At 70.5% G+C, this 21,341-nt stretch carries 20 protein-coding genes; 1 reads left to right on the forward strand and 19 read right to left on the reverse strand.

Going from position 1 to position 21,341, the window contains the following annotated elements:
- Positions 1–82 precede the first annotated feature (82 nt).
- From whiA to uvrC, 4 genes are read right to left on the reverse strand one after another with little or no spacing between them, the layout of a single operon-like run.
- Positions 83–1,060 (reverse strand): DNA-binding protein WhiA, encoded by a 978-nt coding sequence (whiA, locus tag HQ314_RS01180; RefSeq protein WP_197027771.1) that lies wholly within the window; start codon positions 1,058–1,060, stop codon positions 83–85.
- Positions 1,057–2,088: a uridine diphosphate-N-acetylglucosamine-binding protein YvcK gene (yvcK, locus tag HQ314_RS01185; protein WP_308119180.1), complete on the reverse strand. Its 1,032-nt coding sequence runs from the start codon at positions 2,086–2,088 to the stop codon at positions 1,057–1,059. The genes whiA and yvcK overlap by 4 nt, the downstream gene beginning before the upstream one ends.
- Complete coding sequence (gene rapZ, locus HQ314_RS01190) at positions 2,085–3,002, reverse strand: RNase adapter RapZ (RefSeq protein ID WP_051613222.1); 918 nt, start codon at positions 3,000–3,002, stop codon at positions 2,085–2,087. The genes yvcK and rapZ overlap by 4 nt, the downstream gene beginning before the upstream one ends.
- A complete protein-coding gene (gene uvrC / locus HQ314_RS01195) occupies positions 2,999–5,212 on the reverse strand; it encodes an excinuclease ABC subunit UvrC (protein WP_051613221.1) in 2,214 nt (737 codons plus the stop codon). The genes rapZ and uvrC overlap by 4 nt, the downstream gene beginning before the upstream one ends.
- Positions 5,213–5,295: 83 nt before the next feature.
- On the opposite strand from uvrC, the gene HQ314_RS01200 reads away from it, so the two are divergent.
- Positions 5,296–7,254 (forward strand): gamma-glutamyltransferase family protein, encoded by a 1,959-nt coding sequence (locus HQ314_RS01200; protein ID WP_308119181.1) that lies wholly within the window; start codon positions 5,296–5,298, stop codon positions 7,252–7,254.
- A 6-nt stretch (positions 7,255–7,260) separates the two neighbouring features.
- Here the strand turns inward: HQ314_RS01200 and HQ314_RS01205 are convergent, their stop codons facing one another.
- The 15 genes from HQ314_RS01205 to mihF all read right to left on the reverse strand — a co-directional run bounded on the left by HQ314_RS01205 (position 7,261) and on the right by mihF (position 21,243).
- The gene (locus tag HQ314_RS01205) at positions 7,261–7,719 is read right to left on the reverse strand and encodes a PH domain-containing protein (RefSeq protein ID WP_027505273.1); all 459 of its coding nucleotides are present in this window, start codon (positions 7,717–7,719) and stop codon (positions 7,261–7,263) included.
- Positions 7,716–8,201 carry a 6,7-dimethyl-8-ribityllumazine synthase gene (ribH, locus tag HQ314_RS01210; RefSeq protein ID WP_027505272.1) on the reverse strand — a complete coding sequence of 162 codons (486 nt, stop codon included), beginning with the start codon at positions 8,199–8,201 and terminating at the stop codon, positions 7,716–7,718. The genes HQ314_RS01205 and ribH overlap by 4 nt, the downstream gene beginning before the upstream one ends.
- On the reverse strand, positions 8,201–9,472 hold the full coding sequence (locus HQ314_RS01215) for a bifunctional 3,4-dihydroxy-2-butanone-4-phosphate synthase/GTP cyclohydrolase II (protein WP_051613220.1): 1,272 nt from the start codon (positions 9,470–9,472) through the stop codon (positions 8,201–8,203). Before HQ314_RS01215 ends, ribH begins: the two co-directional genes overlap by 1 nt.
- A gap of 86 nt (positions 9,473–9,558) precedes the next feature.
- The gene (locus HQ314_RS01220) at positions 9,559–10,161 is read right to left on the reverse strand and encodes a riboflavin synthase (protein WP_027505271.1); all 603 of its coding nucleotides are present in this window, start codon (positions 10,159–10,161) and stop codon (positions 9,559–9,561) included.
- Between the two features lie 47 nt (positions 10,162–10,208).
- Positions 10,209–11,207: a bifunctional diaminohydroxyphosphoribosylaminopyrimidine deaminase/5-amino-6-(5-phosphoribosylamino)uracil reductase RibD gene (gene ribD / locus HQ314_RS01225; RefSeq protein WP_222649489.1), complete on the reverse strand. Its 999-nt coding sequence runs from the start codon at positions 11,205–11,207 to the stop codon at positions 10,209–10,211.
- 29 nt (positions 11,208–11,236) lie between these two features.
- The gene (rpe, locus tag HQ314_RS01230) at positions 11,237–11,905 is read right to left on the reverse strand and encodes a ribulose-phosphate 3-epimerase (RefSeq protein WP_056444707.1); all 669 of its coding nucleotides are present in this window, start codon (positions 11,903–11,905) and stop codon (positions 11,237–11,239) included.
- Between the two features lie 30 nt (positions 11,906–11,935).
- Positions 11,936–12,661, reverse strand: coding sequence for an SGNH/GDSL hydrolase family protein (locus tag HQ314_RS01235; protein ID WP_162246764.1), 726 nt, complete (start codon positions 12,659–12,661; stop codon positions 11,936–11,938).
- Between the two features lie 46 nt (positions 12,662–12,707).
- On the reverse strand, positions 12,708–14,279 hold the full coding sequence (locus HQ314_RS01240) for an RsmB/NOP family class I SAM-dependent RNA methyltransferase (protein ID WP_222649035.1): 1,572 nt from the start codon (positions 14,277–14,279) through the stop codon (positions 12,708–12,710).
- The gene (fmt, locus tag HQ314_RS01245) at positions 14,276–15,199 is read right to left on the reverse strand and encodes a methionyl-tRNA formyltransferase (RefSeq protein ID WP_222649036.1); all 924 of its coding nucleotides are present in this window, start codon (positions 15,197–15,199) and stop codon (positions 14,276–14,278) included. The genes HQ314_RS01240 and fmt overlap by 4 nt, the downstream gene beginning before the upstream one ends.
- Before the next feature lie 5 nt (positions 15,200–15,204).
- Positions 15,205–17,172 (reverse strand): primosomal protein N', encoded by a 1,968-nt coding sequence (locus tag HQ314_RS01250; RefSeq protein WP_222649490.1) that lies wholly within the window; start codon positions 17,170–17,172, stop codon positions 15,205–15,207.
- 110 nt (positions 17,173–17,282) lie between these two features.
- Positions 17,283–18,497, reverse strand: a complete 1,215-nt coding sequence (gene metK / locus HQ314_RS01255) for a methionine adenosyltransferase (RefSeq protein ID WP_027505264.1) — start codon at positions 18,495–18,497, stop codon at positions 17,283–17,285.
- Between the two features lie 105 nt (positions 18,498–18,602).
- Positions 18,603–19,913 (reverse strand): bifunctional phosphopantothenoylcysteine decarboxylase/phosphopantothenate--cysteine ligase CoaBC, encoded by a 1,311-nt coding sequence (coaBC, locus tag HQ314_RS01260; protein WP_056444715.1) that lies wholly within the window; start codon positions 19,911–19,913, stop codon positions 18,603–18,605.
- Positions 19,910–20,215: a DNA-directed RNA polymerase subunit omega gene (rpoZ, locus tag HQ314_RS01265; RefSeq protein ID WP_027505263.1), complete on the reverse strand. Its 306-nt coding sequence runs from the start codon at positions 20,213–20,215 to the stop codon at positions 19,910–19,912. The genes coaBC and rpoZ overlap by 4 nt, the downstream gene beginning before the upstream one ends.
- 64 nt (positions 20,216–20,279) lie before the next feature.
- A complete protein-coding gene (gene gmk, locus HQ314_RS01270; protein ID WP_222649491.1) occupies positions 20,280–20,849 on the reverse strand; it encodes a guanylate kinase in 570 nt (189 codons plus the stop codon).
- A gap of 73 nt (positions 20,850–20,922) precedes the next feature.
- Complete coding sequence (gene mihF, locus HQ314_RS01275; RefSeq protein ID WP_027505261.1) at positions 20,923–21,243, reverse strand: integration host factor, actinobacterial type; 321 nt, start codon at positions 21,241–21,243, stop codon at positions 20,923–20,925.
- Between the last annotated feature and the right edge of the window lie 98 nt (positions 21,244–21,341).

Raw genomic sequence — 21,341 nt, forward strand, 5'->3', positions numbered from 1 at the left:
GTCACGGGCGACCGAGCCGCTCCGTGACCTGTGATCACCCTAATGGTTCGGGGTGGTGCAGTTCTCGGTCAGGCACCCGCGCTCATGCCTCGTCGAGCAGGTCGGCCGTGACGGCCGACTCCGTGTCCGGGATGCCCGAGTCCTTCGCCTTGCGGTCGGCCATGGACAGCAGTCGGCGGATCCGGCCCGCCACCGCGTCCTTCGTCATGGGCGGATCGGCGAGCTGCCCGAGCTCCTCGAGCGACGCCTGGCGGTGCTGCACGCGCAGGTGACCCGCCGCGGCGAGATGGTCCGGGACGTCCTCGCCGAGAATCGCGAGCGCCCTCTCGACCCGCGCCGCGGCCGCGACGGCCGCCCGCGCGGAGCGTCGCAGGTTGGCGTCGTCGAAGTTCGCGAGACGGTTCGCCGTGGCCCGCACCTCGCGGCGCATCCGGCGCTCCTCCCACGTCAGTCGAGTGTCCTGGGCGCCCATCCTCGTGAGGAGGACACCGATGGCCTCGCCGTCGCGTACGACCACGCGATCGGCGCCGCGCACCTCTCGGGCCTTGGCCGCCACACCGAGCCGGCGGGCGGCGCCGACCAGCGCGAGTGCTGCCTCGGGTCCGGGGCAGCTGACCTCGAGCGCCGACGATCGACCGGGTTCGGTGAGCGAGCCGTGCGCGAGGAACGCACCGCGCCACGCCGCCTCGGAATCGGCGACGGTGCCGCCCACCACCTGGGCGGGAAGTCCGCGCACCGGCCGACCACGCATGTCGAGGAGCCCGGTCTGGCGCGCCAGGGCCTCGCCGTCCTTGGCCACCCGGACGATGTAGCGGGTCGACTTGCGCAACCCGCCCGCGCCGATGGAGTGCACGTCCGCGTTGTAGCCGAACAGATCGAACACCTCGCGCTTGAGCCGCCGGGCGATGGACAGCTGGTCCACCTCCGCCTCGACGACGACGCGACCGGCCACGATGTGCAGCCCCCCGGCGAAGCGCAGCAACGCGGCGACCTCCGCCTTGCGGCAGCTGACCGCCGTGATGGTGAGGCGGCTCAGTTCGTCCTTGACATCGGCTGTCATGGCCACGACGTCGATCCCTTCCTGCTGTCGGTGCTGCTGTCGAGGTCGGCCCGGTCGGCGCCCTCGAGAACAGCGGCGAACACGGCCGCGAGCTTGCTCGGGTCGTGTGCGTGTGGTGTCGCCCCCGCGACGTCGGCGTGGATCACGTCGGCGCCGAACACCGCGGCGGCCCGCGCGAGGTGATCACGCTCGGACCCCGGCGGCACCGACGTCGAGTCGACCACCACGTGATGCACCCGAAAACCCGGCGCGTGTTGGGACAGTACGTGGAGATGACGCTCCGCCGAGAATCCCGTGGTCTCCCCCGGCTCCGGCCCGAGATTGAGCACCAGCACCTTGCGGGCCTCGGTGGCGCGCAGCGCCGAGGCGAGCTCGGGCACGAGGACGTGCGGCAACACACTGGAGAACCACGACCCGGGTCCGAGAACGACCAGATCGGCGGCGCCCACAGCGGTGACGGCCTGCTCGGTGGCCGGCGGATCCGACGGGCGCAGTCGGACGCGCCGCACCTTGCCGGGAGTGGTGGCGACGGCGACCTGCCCACGGATGACGCGGCTCACGCGCGGGTCGGACTCGAGTCCCGACACGTCCGCCTCGATGTCCAGGGCGATGGGCGACATCGGCAGCACCCGCCCGTCGACACCGAGCAGCCGCGCGGCCTCGTCGAGTGCGGCCACCGGGTCACCGAGCACCTCGGACAGTCCGGCGAGCAGAAGATTGCCCACGGAGTGTCCGGCGAGCGCGCCGCTGCCGCCGAAGCGGTGCTGCAGGATGTCGGCCCAGAGCCTGCCCTGCGGCGTCTCCGCGGCCAGCGCCGCGAGCGCCATGCGCAGATCGCCGGGCGGGATCATGCCGAGCTCCGCGCGTAATCGGCCGGACGACCCGCCGTCGTCGGCCACGGTGACCACCGCCGTCACCCGGGTGGAGAGCGACCGTACGGCGGACAGGGTCGCGTAGAGGCCGTGCCCGCCGCCGAGCGCGACGATGTGCGGAGCGTCGTCGCCGCCGCGTCCGCCGTCCGCGCTCACTCTCGACCCAGGTCGCGGTGCACGACGCGGACACTGGTGTCGGCATCGGCACGCAGCCGTTCGGCGAGCGCCTCGGTCATGGCGACGCTGCGATGCTTGCCGCCGGTGCAGCCGACGGCGACGGTCATGTACCGCTTGCCCTCGCGCCGGTAGCCGGCGAGCGTCATCGTCAGCAGGCGGTGATACAGCTCGAGGTACTCCTCCGCGTCCGGCTGCCCCAGCACGTAGTCCCGCACGCCGGCGTCCTTGCCGGTGAGCGGGCGCAGCTCGGGGATCCAGTGCGGGTTCGGGAGGAAACGCATGTCACACAGCACGTCCGCGTCGAGCGGTACCCCGTACTTGAAGCCGAAGGACTCGACGGTGACGGCCACGGTGCCCACCACGTCGTCGCCGAACGCCGCGGCGACACGATCGCGCAGACCGTGCACGGAGAGCGAGCTCGTGTCGATGACGATGTCCGCGGCCTCCTTGACGGTGGCCAACCGGGCCCGCTCGTCCGAGATGCCTTCCGTGAGCGTGCCGTCCACACCGTAGTTCTGCAGCGGGTGGCTGCGGCGCACCGATTCGAATCGCCGGATCAGCACGTCGTCGGACGCGTCCAGGAACAGCACGCGCGGGCGCACCCCGTCCGCTGCCAGGTCGGCGAGCAGGGTGCCGACGTCGCCGTTGAACAATCGGCTGCGCACGTCGACCACCAGGGCGAGCCGCTCGATGCCGGGGTCCGAGGTGCGACCGATCTCGATCATGCGAGTGATCAGCTCGGGCGGCATGTTGTCGGCGACGTACCAGCCCAGGTCCTCGAGGACCTTCGCCGCCGTGCCGAGCCCGGCACCGGACAGCCCTGTGACCAGAGCGACGTCGATGTCGGAGTGCGGTCGAACGGGGTCACCCACCTGCTCTCGCTGCACGTTCACTCGTCCCGGTGTCCTGTTCCTCGATGCGCGGCCACCGACAGCGGCTCACCGGACGGTGCCGGCAGCTCGTCACGGTCGCTGCCGTCGGTGCGTTCATCATGTCGTACCGGGGCGCTGTCCGCTTCGTTGTCGGGGACCGCGGTCGGTTCCGACGCGGCCGCGGCAGCCGACGCGTCCTGGTCCTGTGGAACTCCCAGTGCCTCGAGGACGGCGCGTGCCGTCGTCTCGCCGATACCCGGCACCTTCACGATCTCGGACACCTCGGCCTGCTTGAGCTTGGCCACCGAGCCGAAGTGCGTCACCAACGCCGTGCGACGCGCCTCACCGAGCCCGCGCACCGAGTCCAGCGCGGACGCCGTCATGCGCTTGGACCGCTTGCTGCGGTGGAACGTGATGGCGAAGCGGTGCGCCTCGTCGCGAACCCGCTGGAGGAGGTACAGCGACTCGCTGGTGCGCGGCAGGATCACGGGGTCGCTCTCCCCCGGCACCCACACCTCCTCGAGCCGTTTCGCGAGACCCACCACCGCGACGTCGGTGACACCCAGCTCGTCGAGCACCTCGGCCGCCGCGGCCACCTGCGGTGCGCCGCCGTCGACGACGAAGAGGTTCGGCGGATAGGCGAAGCGGCGGGGCCGACCCGTCTGCGGGTCGAGCGAGGCCTCGGGAGCCAGATCGCCGCCGGAGTCCTTGCCGTGACGCAGGAACCGTCGCCGTGTGACCTCGGCGATGCTCGCGACGTCGTCCGAGTGACCGTCTCCCGCAGCCTCCTTGATGGAGTAGTGGCGGTAGTCGCTCTTGCGCGGCAACCCGTCCTCGAACACCACCAGCGACGCGACCACGTCGGTGCCCTGGACGTGCGAGATGTCGATGCACTCGATACGCAACGGTGCACTGTCGAGGTCGAGCGCTTCCTGGATGCCCTGCAACGCTGCGGAGCGCGACGTGAAGTCGCCCGCACGCTTCATCTTGTGCTGCTGAAGCGCTTCGACGGCGTTGCGATACACCGTCTTCGCGAGCTCCTTCTTGTCGCCGCGACGAGGCACCCGCAGCTGCACCGCGGACCCGCGCAGCGAACTGAGCCACGCCTGCACCTCGTCGGCGTTCGGCGGCAGCACCGGGACGAGCACCTCGCGGGGTACGGCGTTGGCAGCGGCGTCCTCGGTGGACGACGAGAGCGAGGCCTGCTCGCCGTAGAACTGGGTGAGGAACTGCTCGACGAGCGCCGGCAGATCGGACGCCGCCTCCGCGTCCACCGGAGCGTCCTGCGCCTCGGTACGGTCGTCGGCCCCGGCGGACGTCGCCTCGGCCGCGACCGCGGCGTCGATCACCTCGCCTGCCTTCTCCACGACCCACCCGCGCTGGCCGCGCACGCGACCGCCCCGGACGTGGAACACCTGGACCGCCGCTTCGAGGTCGTCGCTCGCGAAGGCGACGAGGTCCGCGTCGGTGCCGTCGCCGAGCACCACGGCCTGCTTCTCGAGCGCGCGCCGCAGAGCCCCCACATCGTCGCGCAGCCGGGCCGCCGTCTCGAAGTCCAGGTCCTCCGACGCCTTCTGCATCCGGTTCTCGAGCTCGCGGACGAGCTTGTCGGTCTTGCCGGACAGGAAGTCGCAGAAGTTCTCGACGGTCGCACGGTGTTCGGCCGCCGACACGCGTCCGACGCACGGCGCCGAGCACTTGTCGATGTACCCGAGCAGACAGGGCCGACCGATCTGGTTGTGCCGCTTGAACACTCCAGCGGAGCACGTCCGCGCCGGGAACACCCGCAACAGCAGGTCCAACGTCTCGCGAATCGCCCACGCGTGCGCGTACGGGCCGAAGTAACGCACACCCTTGCGCCGGGGCCCGCGGTAGACGAACAACCGCGGGTACTCCTCGTTGAGCGTGACCGCGAGCATCGGGTAGCTCTTGTCGTCCCGGTACCGGACGTTGAATCGAGGATCGAACTCCTTGATCCAGTTGTACTCGAGTTGGAGCGCCTCCACCTCGGTGGTGACGACGGTCCATTCGACGCTGGCAGCCGTGGTGACCATCTGACGCGTGCGAGGATGCAGGCCGGCGATGTCGGCGAAGTAGGAATTGAGACGGCTGCGCAGGCTCTTCGCCTTGCCGACGTAGATGACGCGGCCGTGCGGATCACGAAATTTGTAGACCCCTGGCTCGACCGGAATGGTTCCGGTGGCCGGGCGGTACGTAGCGGGGTCGGACACAGCTCCACGGTAGTCGTCGTGACCGACAGTCGAAATCCGCCGTTCGGGCTGCGAACCACGCCAGGACGCGGTGTCATGGATCGGTGACTTCCCGCCGATCACTGACTCGTCCTCTCGCCCTCGCGGCCGTCGTCGCCCTCACCGCCGTGTCCTGCTCCTCGGGCAGCGGTGACGACGCTTCCGGCTCGACCCCCTCGTGCGTCGCGGGCGGAGGCGGCACCCCCGTCACCGCGGACGCGGGCACGGGACCGGACGGAGCGCCGGAGGTCGCCACCGGCTACCGCACCGGAATGACCGCGGTGCGCACCGCCACGTACGCGGTGTCGACCGCCAACCCGGTGTCGACGGAGGCGGCGTGCGAGGTGCTGCGCGACGGCGGGACCGCGGCCGACGCGCTGGTCGCGGCGCAGACGGTGCTCGGACTGGTCGAGCCGCAGAGCTCCGGTATCGGCGGCGGCGCCTTCCTCCTCTACTACGACGCCGAGTCGAGGACTCTGCGTGCCTACGACGGCCGTGAGACGGCTCCCGCCTCTGCCTCCGCGAATTATCTGCGCTTCGTGGACGACACGGCTGCCCCCGGTGCGCCCGCCGATCTGTCCGTGCCGAAGCCCGATGCCCGATCGAGCGGCCGCGCGATCGGCGTTCCCGGCGTCGTGCGCATGCTGGACGACGTCCACCGCGATCACGGGAGCAAGGAGTGGCGGTCACTGTTCGATCCGGCCATCGCGCTGTCCGACGACGGCTTCGAGATCAGTCCGCGGATGGCGTCGTCCATCGCGGACTCGGCGCCGAAACTCGCTTTGGACCCCGCCTCGCGTGACTACTTCCTCGAGCCGGACGGCAGCCCGAAGGCGGCGGGGACGACGCTGACGAACCCCGCGATGGCCAAGACGCTCGGCGCGATCGCCACCGAGGGTGCCGACGCGTTCTACACCGGTGCGCTGGCGCAGTCCATCGTCGACGCGACGGCGGACACGACGGGCGGGCGCACCCCCGGCCGGCTGACACTCGACGACCTCGCCGGATACGAGGCGAAGGAGCGGGACGCGGTGTGCGTGCCGTACCGCGACACGGACGTGTGCGGCATGCCGGGCCCGTCGTCGGGCGGTATCGCGGTCGCGTCCACGATGGGCATCCTGTCCCACTTCGACATGGGGCAGTACGCACCCGCCTCCCCCGATGCCGACGGTGGAGTCCCCGACGCGGAGGGCGTCCATCTCATCGCCGAGGCGGAGCGCCTCGCGTACGCCGACCGCGACAAGTACGTCGCCGATCCCGACTACATCCCCCTGCCCGGTGGCAGCCCCGCCGAGCTACTCGATCCGGACTACCTCGAGCAGCGCGCCCGCGTGATCGATCCCGCCCGCAGCATGGGCACGGCTCAGCCGGGCGACTTCGGTCCGATACCCCTGAGCAGCTACGCCGGACCGGAGGCAGGGACCAGTCACCTCAGCATCGTGGACAGCGCGGGGAACGTCGCGTCGATGACCACCACGGTGGAGTCGGCGTTCGGCTCCTTCCACATGACGAACGGCTTCCTCCTCAACAACCAGCTGACCGACTTCTCGGCCGCACCCGAGGGGCCCGACGGGGTACCCGTGGCCAACCGCGTGGAGCCCGGCAAGCGTCCCCGCAGTTCCATGGCGCCGACGATCGTGTTCGACCGTGGGGACGACGGTGCGCGGGGTGACGTGCGGCTGGTGACCGGATCACCCGGCGGTTCGGTCATCATCCAGTTCGTCGTGAAGAACCTCGTCGGCATGCTCGACTGGGGTCTCGATCCGCAGCAGGCCGTGTCCGCCGTCAACGTGGGTGCGGCCAACGCGCCGACGACGAACGTGGGCGGCGAGCATCCGAACATCGACGCGCAGAACGACGGTGCCGCGGATCTGCTGGTGTCGGCTCTGCGGGCGATGGGCCACCAGGTGTCGGTGGCCGATCAGTCCAGCGGCTCGAGCGCCCTGGTCCGAACGGCCGACGGCTGGATCGGCGGTGCCGATCCTCGACGCGAGGGTGTCGTCATGGGAGACGGGATCGAGTGACCTCGGTCAGCTCGCTGCGGCGTACTTCTGCTCGAGAGACCGGAACGTACGCGCGGCGTGCACCGCGTACTCGCGATCGTTGGACTGGATCGCCATGACCGGAACGTACTCGTCGTCCGGCAGTTCCACGCGAGCCCAGCTCGATCCGGGCGAGAAGGACAAGCCGCGCACGAGGTCCCACGGAATCAGTTTCTCGGTGACGAGGTTGCGCACCAGCACGCCCTGCGCACCGACCTTGATCCGCGGACGAGTCAGCAACAGCACGCCCGCCGCCATGCCACACCCGATGGCGATCATGGCGAACTGGTCCACGCGCTGGAAGAACACGCCGGTGTTGCCGGTCCGCAGCAGAATCCCCAGGGTGGTGTGCACGATGACGAGGAGAGCGGCGACACCGACGGCGTATTTCGCGCTCTTGCGCGGCCGCGCCTCGAGTTCCCACTGCTGACTCGCTGTGTCGGTCACGACGGACTCCCGTGACGCAGGCCCTTCAGCGTCAGCGCCGTGTCGACGGCCGCCGCGACGGCCTGCGCACCCTTGTCCTCCTTGGACCCGGGAAGACCTGCGCGATCGAGTGCCTGCTGCTCGTCGTTCACGGTGAGTACTCCGTTGGTGACCGGGGTGGACTCGTCCAGCGACACTCGGGTCAGCCCGGCGGTCACGGCGTCGCACACGTACTCGAAGTGCGGTGTCCCGCCCCGGATCACGACGCCCAGAGCGACCACCGCGTCGTGGGTTCGGGCGAGCTGCTGTGCGACCACGGGGATCTCGATGGCTCCGGCGACACGCACGAGAGTCACGTTCCGCAGTCCCACCTCGTCGGCCTTGCGGAGTGCGCCGTCCACGAGTGCCGTGCTGACCTTCTCGTGCCACTGGCCCGCGACGATCGCGACCTCGAGGTCCTCGGCGCCCGAGAGCTGCAGGACCGGTTCGCCCTCGCCGCTCATCAGAGGCCGCCCGCGTCGGGGGTGACCACCGGCGTCTCGAAATCGTCCAGTCCGACGAGGTCGTGGCCCATCCGGTCACGCTTGGTACGCAGGTAGGTGAGGTTCTCTGCGTTGGCACGCAGCGGCATCGGCACCCGCTCGGTGATGTGCAGGCCGTAGCCGTCGAGGCCGACCCGCTTGGCCGGGTTGTTGGTCAGCAGACGCATCGACGAGATGCCCAGGTCGACGAGGATCTGCGCTCCGATGCCGTAGTCCCGCGCGTCGGCGGGCAGGCCGAGCGCGAGGTTGGCGTCGACGGTGTCGGTGCCGGCGTCCTGCAGCTGGTAGGCCTGCAACTTGTGCAGCAGGCCGATGCCACGGCCCTCGTGACCGCGCATGTAGAGCACCACTCCGCGACCCTCCTGCGCCACCATGTCGAGCGCCGCGTCCAGCTGCGGACCGCAGTCGCAGCGCAGCGAGCCGAACACGTCCCCGGTCAGACACTCGGAGTGGACGCGGACCAGTACGTCGCTGCCGTCGCCGTCGGGCCCGGCGATGTCGCCGCGCACCAGCGCCACGTGTTCGACGTCCTCGTAGACGCTCTGGTAGCCCACCGCACGGAACTCGCCGTGCGCCGTCGGGATGCGCGCTTCGGCGATGCGCACCACGTGCTTCTCGTGCTTGCGTCGCCACGCGATCAGGTCGGCGATGGAGATGAGCGCGAGGTCGTGGTCGTCGGCGAAGACACGGAGCTCGTCCGTGCGGGCCATCTCGCCCTCGTCCTTCTGCGACACGATCTCGCAGATGACGCCGGCCGGGCGTAGATCCGCCATCCGGGCGAGGTCGACCGCGGCCTCGGTGTGGCCGGGGCGGCGCAGCACGCCACCTTCCTTCGCCCGCAACGGGACGACGTGACCGGGACGGGTGAAGTCGTTCGCACCGGTGTCGGGGTCCGCGAGCAGACGCATGGTCGCCGCGCGGTCCGATGCCGAGATGCCCGTACCGATACCGACGCGAGCGTCGACGGTCACGGTGTACGCGGTGCCGTGCTTGTCCTGGTTCGTGGAGTACATGGGAGGCAGTCCGAGGCGATCGCAGTCCTCACCCGACAGCGGAACGCAGAGGTATCCCGAGGTGTACCGCACCATGAAGGCCACCAGCTCGGGTGTGGCCTTCTCTGCGGCGAAGATGAGATCGCCCTCGTTCTCGCGGTCCTCGTCGTCGACGACGACGACGGCCTTGCCGGCGGCGATGTCGGCGACAGCGCGCTCGATGGTGTCGAACCTGGTCACGCCGTGCGCTCCCCACGTCTGCTGCCCGCAGTGTCGGGCAGATCCTGTGTTCTCAAGACTACGACCCCCGCTGCGGGGGCCGATGTTCAGTCGACCTTCTGCAGCCGCTCGACGTACTTGGCGATCACGTCGACCTCGAGGTTGACCTGCGTTCCCGCCTCCGCCTCGCCCAGTGTGGTGAGCGACAGGGTGGTAGGAATCAGGGAGATCTCGAAGTACTGATCGTCCTTCTCGCCGCCCAGTGCGGACACCGTCAGCGACACTCCGTCGACCGTGATGGACCCCTTGTGCACGACGTATCGCGCGATGTCACGGGGCAGCGAGATGCGTACCACGGTCCAGTTGTCCGACGGGGTGCGCGAGAGCACCACCCCGGTCCCGTCGACGTGGCCCTGGACGAGATGCCCACCGAGCCGCGACGCGAGCGAGGCGGCACGCTCGAGGTTGACCGGTGACCCCACGGCCAGGGACTGCAGTGACGAACGGTTCAGTGTCTCCTGCATCACGTCGGCCGTGAACGCGCCGTCCGCGACCTCGACGACGGTGAGGCACACACCGTTCACGGCGATCGAGTCCCCGTGCGACGCATCGGAGGTGACCAGCGGGCCACGCACGGTGAAGCGAGCCGCGTCCGCCAGATCCTCCTTGGCGGTGACGCTGCCCAGTTCCTCGACGATTCCGGTGAACATGCTCGTCATCCTCTCGGCACCAGCTGGTGCAGTGATCTCTGTTCGGCTCAGTGGTCGGACGACCGTAGCGGAGCGAGTCGGACGAGCAGATCGTCGCCCAGCGTCTCCACCGACTCTCGTCGAAACCTCATCGCATCGGCAATTGTTCCGACACCCGTCCCCCGCACGGCGGTCGGACCCTCGCCCAGCGCGACAGGGGCGAGGTACGCCGTGACGCGGTCGACCAGGCCCGCCGACAGGAACGCTCCGGTGAGCGTCGATCCGCCCTCCAGCACCACGTCGGTCAGATCCGCGAGGGCCTCCATCACCGCGAACGGGTCGCGGGTCCGCACGACGCGGGTGGGGGCGGAGTCGTCGAGGATCCGAGACCCGGCAGGGATGTCGCGCAGCCCGACGACCACGCGCACCGGCTGGTGCGCAGCGAGCGACCCGTCGGGCAGTCGCGCCGTCAACACCGGATCGTCGGCGAGCACGGTCCCGGTACCGACCACCACCGCATCGATCCGCGCGCGCTCGGCGTGGACGTGTGCGCGAGCGATCTCCCCCGTGATCCAGCGGCTGGTGCCGTCCGGCGCCGCGGTGCGGCCGTCGAGCGTGGCGGCGTACTTCCACGTGAGCATCGGGCGCCCGGTGCGCTGCCGATGCAGCCAGGCACGCATCGGCCCGGCCTCGGCGAGATCGGCGAGAACGCCGGACCGTACCTCGACGCCGGCACCGCGCAGAGTCTCCGCGCCGCCTGCCGCCAGCGGGTTCGGATCGCCGAGCGCGTGCACGACGCGGACGACACCCGCGCGCAGCAGCGCCTGCGAGCACGGACCCGTGCGTCCCGTGTGGTCGCACGGCTCCAGCGTCACCACGGCGGTGCCGCCGCGCGCTCGCTCGCCCGCCTGCGCTAGCGCGGCGATCTCCGCGTGGGGGCCGCCCGGTGCCGCGGTGGCGCCGACTCCGACCACCAGCCCGTCCCGGTCCAGGACGACGGCGCCGACGGGAGGATTGGGAGTGCTGACACCGCGCGCCGCGACCGATGCCTCGATCGCCCGCCGCATCGCGGCATCGATCGGGTCGAGGCTCCCGGTCACCGGCCGGACAGGTGGGGCGACGCGCTCGCGGCGGACTCACGCAGCGAACGCACGGCACCCGCGGGGTCACTGGTCGAGTACACCGCCGAGCCCGCGACGAAGCAGTCGATGCCCGCGGCAGCGGCCTGCTCCACGGTGTCGGCGTTGATGCCGCCGTCGATCTCGATCACCAGCGTCAGTTCACCCGAATCGACCAGCCGGCGGACGGCGCGAGCCTTGTCCAGCACCTCCGGCATGAAGCTCTGGCCGCCGAATCCCGGTTCGACGCTCATGATCAACAGCGTGTCGAAGTCCTTCAGGACCTCCAGGTACGGCTCGATCGGGGTACCGGGCTTGACCGACAGCCCGGCCTTCGCGCCCGCCGCCCGGATGTCGCGGGCGACGGCGCGCGGATCGTCGGTGGCCTCGGCGTGGAACGTCACGTTGTACGCGCCGGCCTCGGCGTAGGGCGGCGCCCAGCGGGCGGGGTCCTCGATCATGAGGTGGCAGTCGAGCGGGATGTCGGTCGCCTTCAGCAGGCTCTCCACCACGGGCAGACCCAGGGTGAGATTCGGGACGAAGTGCGCGTCCATCACGTCGACGTGCAGCCAGTCGCTGCCCGCGACGGCCGCGGCCTCGTCGGCGAGCCGCGCGAAATCGGCGGACAGGATAGACGGTGCGATCATCGGGTGCTGCGGAGTCGGGGCCACGGGCGATCAGCCTAGTAGGTCCGGATCCACCTGCATCAGAGCGTCGTCGATGTGGCCGGCGAGGAGGTACTGACCCTCGTCGGTCGGGTGATCACCGTCGTCCTGGATGATCAGCGGGTCGGCCAGCCACTCCTGCGGCAGCGCGTCGACGTAGTCCAGCCCGGCCGACACCGCGGCAGCGGAGACCGCGGCGTCCACGTCCCACATCTCCTCGCTCACCGGCTCCCCGCTCCAGATCGGTCCGATGACGACGATGCGGGCCTCGGGTGAGCGCTCGCGCAGCGACGCGTACAGGTCGGTGGCGTCGGCGAGCACGTCCGCCGGATCCGCGTCGACGTCGTTCTCGCTGCCGACCACGAGGATGACCGTCGGGTTCTCCTCGGTGGCATAGGCGACCTGGTCCGCGAAGGTGCCGAGATAGTCGTCGCCCGCCTCGTAGCCGGCGCCGCCCAGGCTCGCGTTGGTCACCTCGAATCCGTGTTCCTCCGCCAGGACGTCCGGCCAGACCACGTCGTTCATGGAGCCGGCGGAGAACGAGTCGCCGATCACCGACACACGGACCGCGCTCCACTCCGACTCTGCCGCGACCACCCGCTCCGCGTCGGCGGTCCGCGCCGAGGCCGTCCCTGCCGTCACCGACGGGGACAGCGAGCAGCCACCCAGCACCGCGACCGAGGCGAGGGCGGCCACCGCTGCCCCGGCCGTGCGGTGTCGAAGGAGTCGCGGAGTCACGTTCCTGTTGTACCCGCGAGTCGTTGCCGACCGGTAACGAGCGCGGTCAGGAGGCATCCTTGCGCAGCGCAGCGAAGAACATCGCGTCCGTTCCGTGCCGGTGCGGCCACAGCTGCACAGACGTTCCCGAGGCCGCCCGCGGCACGCCGGGCGCGAGCGTCGCGGTGTCGAGCGCGGTCAGACCGTGACGTCGGACCGCATCGGCCACGACGCCGACCGTCTCGGACAGATGCGGCGAACACGTCGAGTAGACGACGACTCCGCCCGGCCGCACCAGCTCCACTGCTGCCGCGAGCAACTCGCGTTGCAACGTCACCAGACCCGCCACGTCGCTCGCCTGACGACGCCACCGCGCCTCGGGTCGACGACGGAGTGCACCCAGACCGGTGCAGGGTGCGTCGACGAGGACGCGGTCGTATCCCGCGTCCAGTCCGCTCGCGCGACCGTCCACCGCGTGCACGGTGACCGGGAGATCCCGCACCGTCTTGCGCACCAGGTCGGCTCGATGCTCGGACGGTTCCACGGCATCGACCGTCGCACCGTCGATCGCCGCGATGGCGCCGAGCAGCGCAGCCTTGCCGCCGGGGCCGGCGCACAGATCCAGCCACCGACCTGCGTCCGGCCCGTCGAGCTCCGCGAGCGTGAGAGCCCGAGCGACCAGCTGACTGCCCTCGTCCTGGACGCCGGCCAGCCCCTCACGCACGGCGTCGAGACGACCCGGATCGCCGCCACTGTCCAGATGCACCGCATAGGGCGACCACGGTCCGGGCTCACCGCCGGTGATCGACGCGAGCTCGTCTGCCGAGATCTCGCCGGGCCGCGCCACCAGGTGCACCAGCGGGCGGGCGTCGTCGGCGGCGAGCGCCTCGTCCAGCTCCGCAGCATCCGCTCCCAACGCGTCGTTGAACGCCTGTGCGATCCAGGCGGGATGTGCGTGCCGGAACGCCGAGTGACCCACCGGATCTCGCTCCGCGTCGGGAGCCAGCAACTCGATCCACTCTGCTTCCGTGCGCTCGGAGACCCGGCGCAACACGGCGTTGACGAACCCTGCCTGCCCCTGCCCGGCCTCGCTGCGCACCAGGTCGACCGACGTCGCCACCGCCGCGTGCGGGGCGACCCGCGTGCGCAGCAACTGGTACGCACCGAGCCGGATGACGTCCAGCAGTCGACCGTCGATGTCCGACACCGGACGCGAGGCCGCGTGCTCGACGACCGCGTCCAGCACCCCCTGCGCGCGGGCCGCGCCGTAGGCCAACTCCGTCGCGAGGGCGGCATCACGCTCGTTCAACCGGCGATCCCGGAGCAGACCCGGAAGCACCAGGTTCGCGTACGCGTCACGTTCCCGCACCGCGCGCAGGACGTCCCGTGCCGCGATCCGTGCGGGGTCCGACCCCGCCTCGGCGGGATCGGGGCGACCCGGCTGCTTCGGACGCGAATTCCCGGACCGACCACCGGCCTTGCTCGAACCCCCGGCCACTGCCGGCCGGCCTCCGGCCTTCCCGCCATCCGGCCGGCCGCCGGCCTTCCCGCTCTCACTCGGCCGGCCTCCGGCCTTCCCGCCGGCCTTCCCGCCACGCTTACGAGGACCGCCGGACCCCGGTGTCTGCTCACCGCTCATCGTGCAGTCGCTCCGTTCACATCGCGGGCGCCGCGCGCCCAGTCGGTCGCTGCCATCTGCTTCTTGCCGTGCGGCTGCACGAGCCCGAGCGACACGGCCGCCGTCGCGGTACCCACCAGGACCGCCTTCTTCCGTACCTCGACGCGCCCGGGTTCGAGCTCCTCGTCGGTGATCGTCACCGGACCGATCTTGACGCGGACGTCGCCGATCTCGGTCCACGCTCCGGGTGCCGGTGTCACACTCCGGACGTGCCGGTCGATCAGGTGCGCCGGGCGACCGAAGTCGATGCGGGCCGATTCCACGGTCACCTTGGGCGCGTGTGACACGCCGTCGCCCGACTGGGGAACCGCCTGCAGTGCACCGTCGTCGATCCCGTCGAGGGTGGACGCGAGCAACTGGCTCCCGCTGTCCGCGAGCCGGGTCAACAGATCCCCGGCGGTGTCCGTGGGGCGCACCCTCTCGGTCACGACGCCGTACACCGGACCGGTGTCCAGCCCCTGCTCGAGGAGGAACGTCGACGCGCCGGTGACCTCGTCACCCGCGGCGATCGCGGCCTGCACCGGCGCGGCCCCACGCCAGGCCGGCAGCAGGGAGAAGTGCAGATTGATCCAGCCGTGTCGCGGAATGTCGAGCACGGGCTGTGGCAGCAGCGCGCCGTAGGCGACGACGGGACAGCAGTCCGGTTCCAGATCGCGGAGCGCGGCCATCGCCTCGGGGTCGGACGGCTTCGCGGGCTGCAGCACCGGGATGCCGTGCTCGTCGGCCAGCATCGCAACGGGCGATCGCACGACCTTGCGCCCTCGACCGGCCACCGTGTCGGGTCGGGTGAGCACACCGACCACCTCGTGACGGGAGGAGTCGAGCAGTCGCCGCAGCGACGGGAGAGCGGGGTCGGGAGTACCGGCGAAGACGAGGCGCACGCCGTTCACCCTATGCGGAGCGGGTCGACCTGGATTCGCAGCGCCGACGCGGTCTTCTTCGCCCCCACCACGGCCCGTGCCTCACCGAGTGCGCGTGAGAGGGCGGCACCGGACGATCGCGGGACGCGGACCAGCATCCGCTCGACGGGCGCGGACGAGTCGGCGTCGATCTCGCTGCCGAACGGCAGCCGCTCGCCGGGTGGCAGGTCCACGGGTCCCAGCGTGACGGCGTCGTCCGGGAGCCGCGCCGAGTCCAGCAGGGCGCGCAGCGATTCGGTGGTGCCGTCCACGGCGGCGATGTGCACTGCGGGTGGAAACCCGACCTCGGTGCGTTCGGAGAGTTCGGTGCGCGCGTGACCGACGGGGTCCCACCGCACCAATGCCTGCACGGTGGGAAGTCCCGAATCGGCGACCACGACCACCTCACCGCCCTCGGCCGACGGGCGCACGAGGGTGGCGGCGGCCATCCAGCGGCGAAGGGTCTGCTCTGCGGCGCGCAGATCCGCTCGACCCAGCAGCGCCCACCCGTCCAGCAGCAGCGCGGCACCGTAGCCGCCGTCCGCGACGGGTTCGGCGCCCACGGTGGACACGACGATGGCCGGGCCGGCCGGCACCGTGTCGAGCACCGAGGTGCCGCCGGACTGTCGCACGGGGACGCCGCTGAACGCCCGGCCCAGCTCCTCGGCGGTCCGTCCTGCGCCGACCACGACGGCGCGCAGCGCTCGTGAACCGCACGTGGGGCACGAGTACGACGGGTCGGCGGTGCCGCACCACTTGCACGTGGGGCTGCCCGCGCCGTCGGCACCGGGCGCGGACGGCAGCGCCAGGGGTCCGTGGCACCGTCGGCACCGGGCGGGCGTCCTGCACTTGGAGCAGGCGAGGGAGGGCACGTACCCGCGCCGCGGGACCTGCACCAGCACGGGGTGCCCGGCGGTGAGCGACGCTCGGGCCGCCGCGAAGGCGATCGCCGGAAGTCGCGCCGCGCGCGCTCCGGGGTCGCGGGCGAGCGCGTGGTCGCTGTCCGCGAGAGCGGTGACCCGTGGAACGCGCCCGCGGACGGTGTCACGGGTGGCCACGAGATCGTGTGCCCACCCCGTCTCGACCAGAGCCTGTGCCTCCGCCGTCCGGGAGAAACCGCCCACCACGGCGGCGCACCCGGCTCGGTGTGCACGCAGCAACGCGACCTCGCGGGCGTGGGGGTACGGCGCACGCGGCTCCGACAACGAGTCGTCGCCGTCGTCCCAGACCACCATCAGTCCCGGGTCGTGCACCGGGGCGAAGACGGCGCTGCGCGTGCCGATCACGACGCGAGCGCGGCCACGAGCGGCGGCGAGCCACCGTCGGTAGCGTTCTGCGGGACCGAGCCCCGCGGCGAGCGCGACCACCGCGTCGTCGTCGAGGACGGCTCGGCAGGCCGTGTCCACGCGATCGAGATCGCGCTGGTCCGGGACGACGAGAACGGCTCCCCGTCCCGACGACACGGCCACGGCTGCCAGGTCGGCGAGCCGGGCCGCCCAGTCCTCCCCCGGCAACGCCTGCCAGACCGCCCGCGGCGCCCGACCGCCGCCGAGCGCGTCGAGGAACTCGGCGCCGTGCCGGTACGCGGACCACTCGTCGCGGCGAAGGACGGGGATCGACTGCGCACCGGAGGCGAGAGATTCGTTCTCCACCCGCGCGTGTCGGGGTGGAACCGCGAGACGAAGAACGTCCGGACGGGTGCCGGCGTAGCGCGTGGCGACGGCGTCGACGAGACCGAGCAGTTCGGGACCGAGCACCGGCTCGGCGGAGACCACCTTGTCGAGGAAGCCGAGCTTCCCCGGATGGTCGCTGGTGTCGAGGCGGGCGAGCAGGAACCCGTCGACCAGACGCCCGGCGAAGCGGACGCGCACACGCACACCGGGTTGCGCCACGGCATCGAGTTCGGCGGGGACGACGTAGTCGAAATCGCGATCGAGGTGGGACAACGCGAGCATGGGAAGCACGCGGGCAATGGGCCGGGTGGGGGCCGGTGAGCGCACACCGGATGCGGTGGCACTCACCGACCGACCCCTTTCAGACGATGATCACGAAGTGGAGCGAGACGTCACAGACCTGCGGCGGACCGCAACTTCTCGGCACGGTCGGTGTTCTCCCACGGCAGATCGATGTCCGTGCGGCCGAAGTGGCCGTACGCCGCGGTGGGCGCGTAGATCGGACGCAGCAGGTCCAGATCACGGATGATCGCGCCGGGACGCAGGTCGAACACGTCGGTGATGGCGGACTGGATCTTGAGCGGATCCACGTTCTCGGATCCGAACGTCTCGACGAAGAGACCGACGGGAGCGGCCTTGCCGATGGCGTAGGCGACCTGCACCTCGACTCGTTCTGCGAGGTCTGCGGCCACGACGTTCTTGGCCACCCACCGCATCGCGTACGCAGCGCTGCGGTCGACCTTCGACGGATCCTTGCCCGAGAACGCGCCGCCGCCGTGGCGGGCCCAGCCGCCGTAGGTGTCGACGATGATCTTGCGACCGGTCAGGCCGGCGTCGCCCATCGGCCCGCCGAGGACGAACTTGCCGGTGGGGTTGACGAGCAGGCGTACCGACGAGGTGTCGAGCGAGTCGTGCCCGAGCTCGGCCAGTACGGCCTCGAGGACATGGGTCCGGATGTCCGGGGTCAGCATGTTGTCGAGATCGATGTCGGCCGCGTGCTGGGTGGAGATGACCACGGTGTCGAGGCGAACGGCCTTGTTGCCCTCGTACTCGATGGTGACCTGGGTCTTGCCGTCGGGACGCAGGTACGGCAGCACCTCGGTCTTGCGCACCTCGGTGAGGCGACGCGACAGCCGGTGCGCCAGTGCGATCGGCAGCGGCATGAGCTCGGGCGTGTCCTTGATGGCGTAGCCGAACATCAGGCCCTGGTCGCCCGCACCCTGACGGTCGATCTCGTCGTCGGTCAGACCCTCGACGCGGGACTCGTGCGAGTTGTCGACGCCCTGGGCGATCTCGGGCGACTGCGCGCCAATGGCGACGTTGACCCCACAGGAGTTGCCGTCGAAGCCCTTGGCCGACGAGTCGTAGCCGATCTCGAGTACCTTCTCGCGCACGATGTGCGGGATGTCGGCGTACGCGGTGGTGTTGACCTCACCGGCGACGTGAACCTGCCCGGTGGTCACCAGGGTCTCGACGGCGACGCGTGCGCGCGGATCGTCGGTCAGGAGCGCATCCAGGATGGAGTCGCTGATGGCGTCACAGATCTTGTCGGGATGACCCTCGGTGACGGACTCGCTGGTGAAGAGCCGACTGGCGGACGTGCTCACAGATGTTTCCTCTCGTACACGCATGAATGTGTCGACATGATCGAACCGCTCCCCGAGACGCCAGTCGACGATAGACGGAGCCACCGACGTCTCGAGTACTGCGGGTCACCGCGAGTCGTCGGCGCTCGTACACTCCTGCGACGTCGGTGACGGTTGACGCACGCGCAACAGGGGCACCAACGCATCGATCACACGAGACGACATGAGCGCCTTCGATCCGTGTTCGAGCGCCAGCTCGGTCCCGTCCGCGGACAGGATCCAGCCGTCGTTGTCGTCCATCTCGAATGCTTTACCCTCACCGACCGCATTCACAACCAGGAGGTCGCACTTCTTGCGTGCCAGCTTGGCGCGGGCGTGCGTCAGCACGTCGCCGTGCTGGTCGCCGGTCTCGGCCGCGAAGCCGACGATCGCGGCGTCGGCGGCCAGGTCACCGGCATCGCGTGCCGCGACGAGGCCGGCCAGGATGTCGGCGTTGCGCGTGAGCGGGATGGTGTCCGGCTCGTCGGCACCCTTCTTGATCTTGCTGGTGGCGAGCGTCGTCGGCCGGAAATCGGCGACGGCGGCGGCCATGATCACGGCGTCGGCACCGACGGCGGCGGCCGTGACCGCGGTGCGCATGTCCTCGGCGGTGCGGACCGTCTCGACGCGGACACCGGCAGGAGCGGACAGGTCGCTGGTGTAGCCGGAGATCAGCAGCACGTCGGCACCGCGCTGGGCGGCGACCCGCGCGAGCGCATAACCCTGCTTGCCGGAGCTGCGGTTGCCGAGGAACCGCACCGGGTCCAACGGCTCGCGCGTGCCGCCGGCGGAGACGACGACGCGCCGCCCCTCGAGGTCACGAGGCAGCGCATCGGGTCGCTCGAGCAGCAGCTCGGCGATGCCGGCGATCTCGTCCGGCTCGGGCAGACGGCCCGCTCCGGTGTCCTTGCCGGTGAGCCGACCCGAGGCCGGCTCGATCACCGTGACACCGCGCCGACGCAACGTCGCGACGTTCTCGACGGTCGCGGGGTGGTCCCACATCTCGGTGTGCATGGCCGGCGCGAACACGATCGGGCACCGCGCGGTGAGCAACGTCGCCGTCAACAGGTCGTCGGCGCGTCCGGCAGCGGCCCGCGACAGCAGGTCGGCCGTGGCCGGGGCGACGACGACGAGATCGGCGTTCTGACCGAGGCGGACGTGCGGTACCTCCGGCACGTCGGCGAACACTCCGGTGTGCACCGGGTTGCCCGACAACGCCTCGAAGGTCGCCCGGCCGACGAACTGCAGCGCCGACTCGGTGGGGACGACGCGGACGTCGTCACCCGCCTCGGTGAAGTGGCGGATCAGCCCGCACGCCTTGTACGCGGCGATCCCTCCCCCGACACCGACCACGACGTGACGCCGTGTCGTCGTGTCCGAGGGAGACAGGGAACTCACTCCCCTTCGACGTGCTCGAGAAGGTCGGCGTGGATCTCGCGCATGGCGATGGACAGCGGCTTCTCCTGCAGACCCGGTTCGACGAGGGGGCCGACGTACTCGAGGATGCCGTCACCGAGCTGGTTGTAGTAGTCGTTGATCTGACGCGCGCGCTTGGCGGCGTAGATGACCAGCGCGTACTTCGACGACGTCCGGTCCAGCAGCTCGTCGATGGGCGGGTTGGTGATGCCCAGCGGGGTGTCGTACGTCGCCACGTCGATACGGGAGAAGGAATCGGACACGTTCGCCAAGGGACTACTCACAAATGCTCCTGAAGATTCACCGGGGCGGATGCCTCGGAAGAGAAAACTGGTGTTACCTGTGCGGTCACGCGGTCCCGAACTCACCGTTCGGGACGCCACCGACCAACAAGGATACCAACTCCGCGCACGCTCGGTCGACATCGTCGTTCACGATGACCGTGTCGAACTCGTCGGAGGCCGCCAGTTCCTCGCGCGCGGTCTCGAGCCGACGCTCGATGACGTCTTGCGGTTCGGTGCCGCGGCCGGTGAGCCGACCCACCAGCACGTCCCAGGAGGGCGGCGCGAGAAACACGAGCAGAGCCTCCGGGGCGGCGGCACGGACCGCGCGCGCACCCTGCAGATCCACCTCGAGGAGTACCGGCTCACCGGAGGCGAGCGCGCGACGCACGGGCTCGGCGGGCGTACCGCTGCGGTGCAGGCCACGGTGGATCTCCGCCCATTCGAGGAGATCACCGGCCTCGATCATGCGATCGAACTCCGCTGCGTCCACGAACCGGTAGTCCTGTCCGTGCACCTCGCCGGGGCGGGGATCGCGCGTCGTCGCCGACACGCTGAAGTACAGATCGGGAAGCTGCTGACGCACCTTCGCGACCACACTGGACTTACCGACGGCGGAAGGGCCGGCCAGTACCACCAGCCGGCCCTTCCTGAGCGAGGAGTCCTCGCTCGACACTGCCGTCGACTCGTTGTCGGTCGACACGTCGCTGTCAGGCCTCGAAGTCGAACCTGGCGAGAAGCGCCTTGCGCTGACGATCGCCCAGTCCGCGCAGGCGGCGGGTGGGTGCGATCTCCAGCTCGGTCATGATCTCCTGAGCCTTGACCTTGCCGACCTTGGGCAGAGCCTCGAGCAGTGCGGACACCTTCATCTTGCCGAGGATCTCGTCCTCTTCGGCGTCCTTGAGGACCTGCTTGAGGTCGGTGCCGCCGCGCTTGAGGCGTTCCTTGAGCTCAGCCCGGACACGACGAGCTTGTGCCGCCTTCTCCAAGGCAGCAGCGCGCTGCTCATCGGTCAACTGGGGAAGGGCCACGGTTCCTCCGTCTCATCGGTGAATCTCTGTCGAGAAGTGCATTCCGTACCCGCGTCACGCGATGTGCGCGAGCCGGCCGTTCTGGTACATCCAGTCAC

It is taken from the genome of Rhodococcus sp. BP-332 (assembly GCF_019836065.1).
In the GTDB taxonomy this organism is placed as follows: Bacteria; Actinomycetota; Actinomycetes; order Mycobacteriales; family Mycobacteriaceae; genus Rhodococcoides.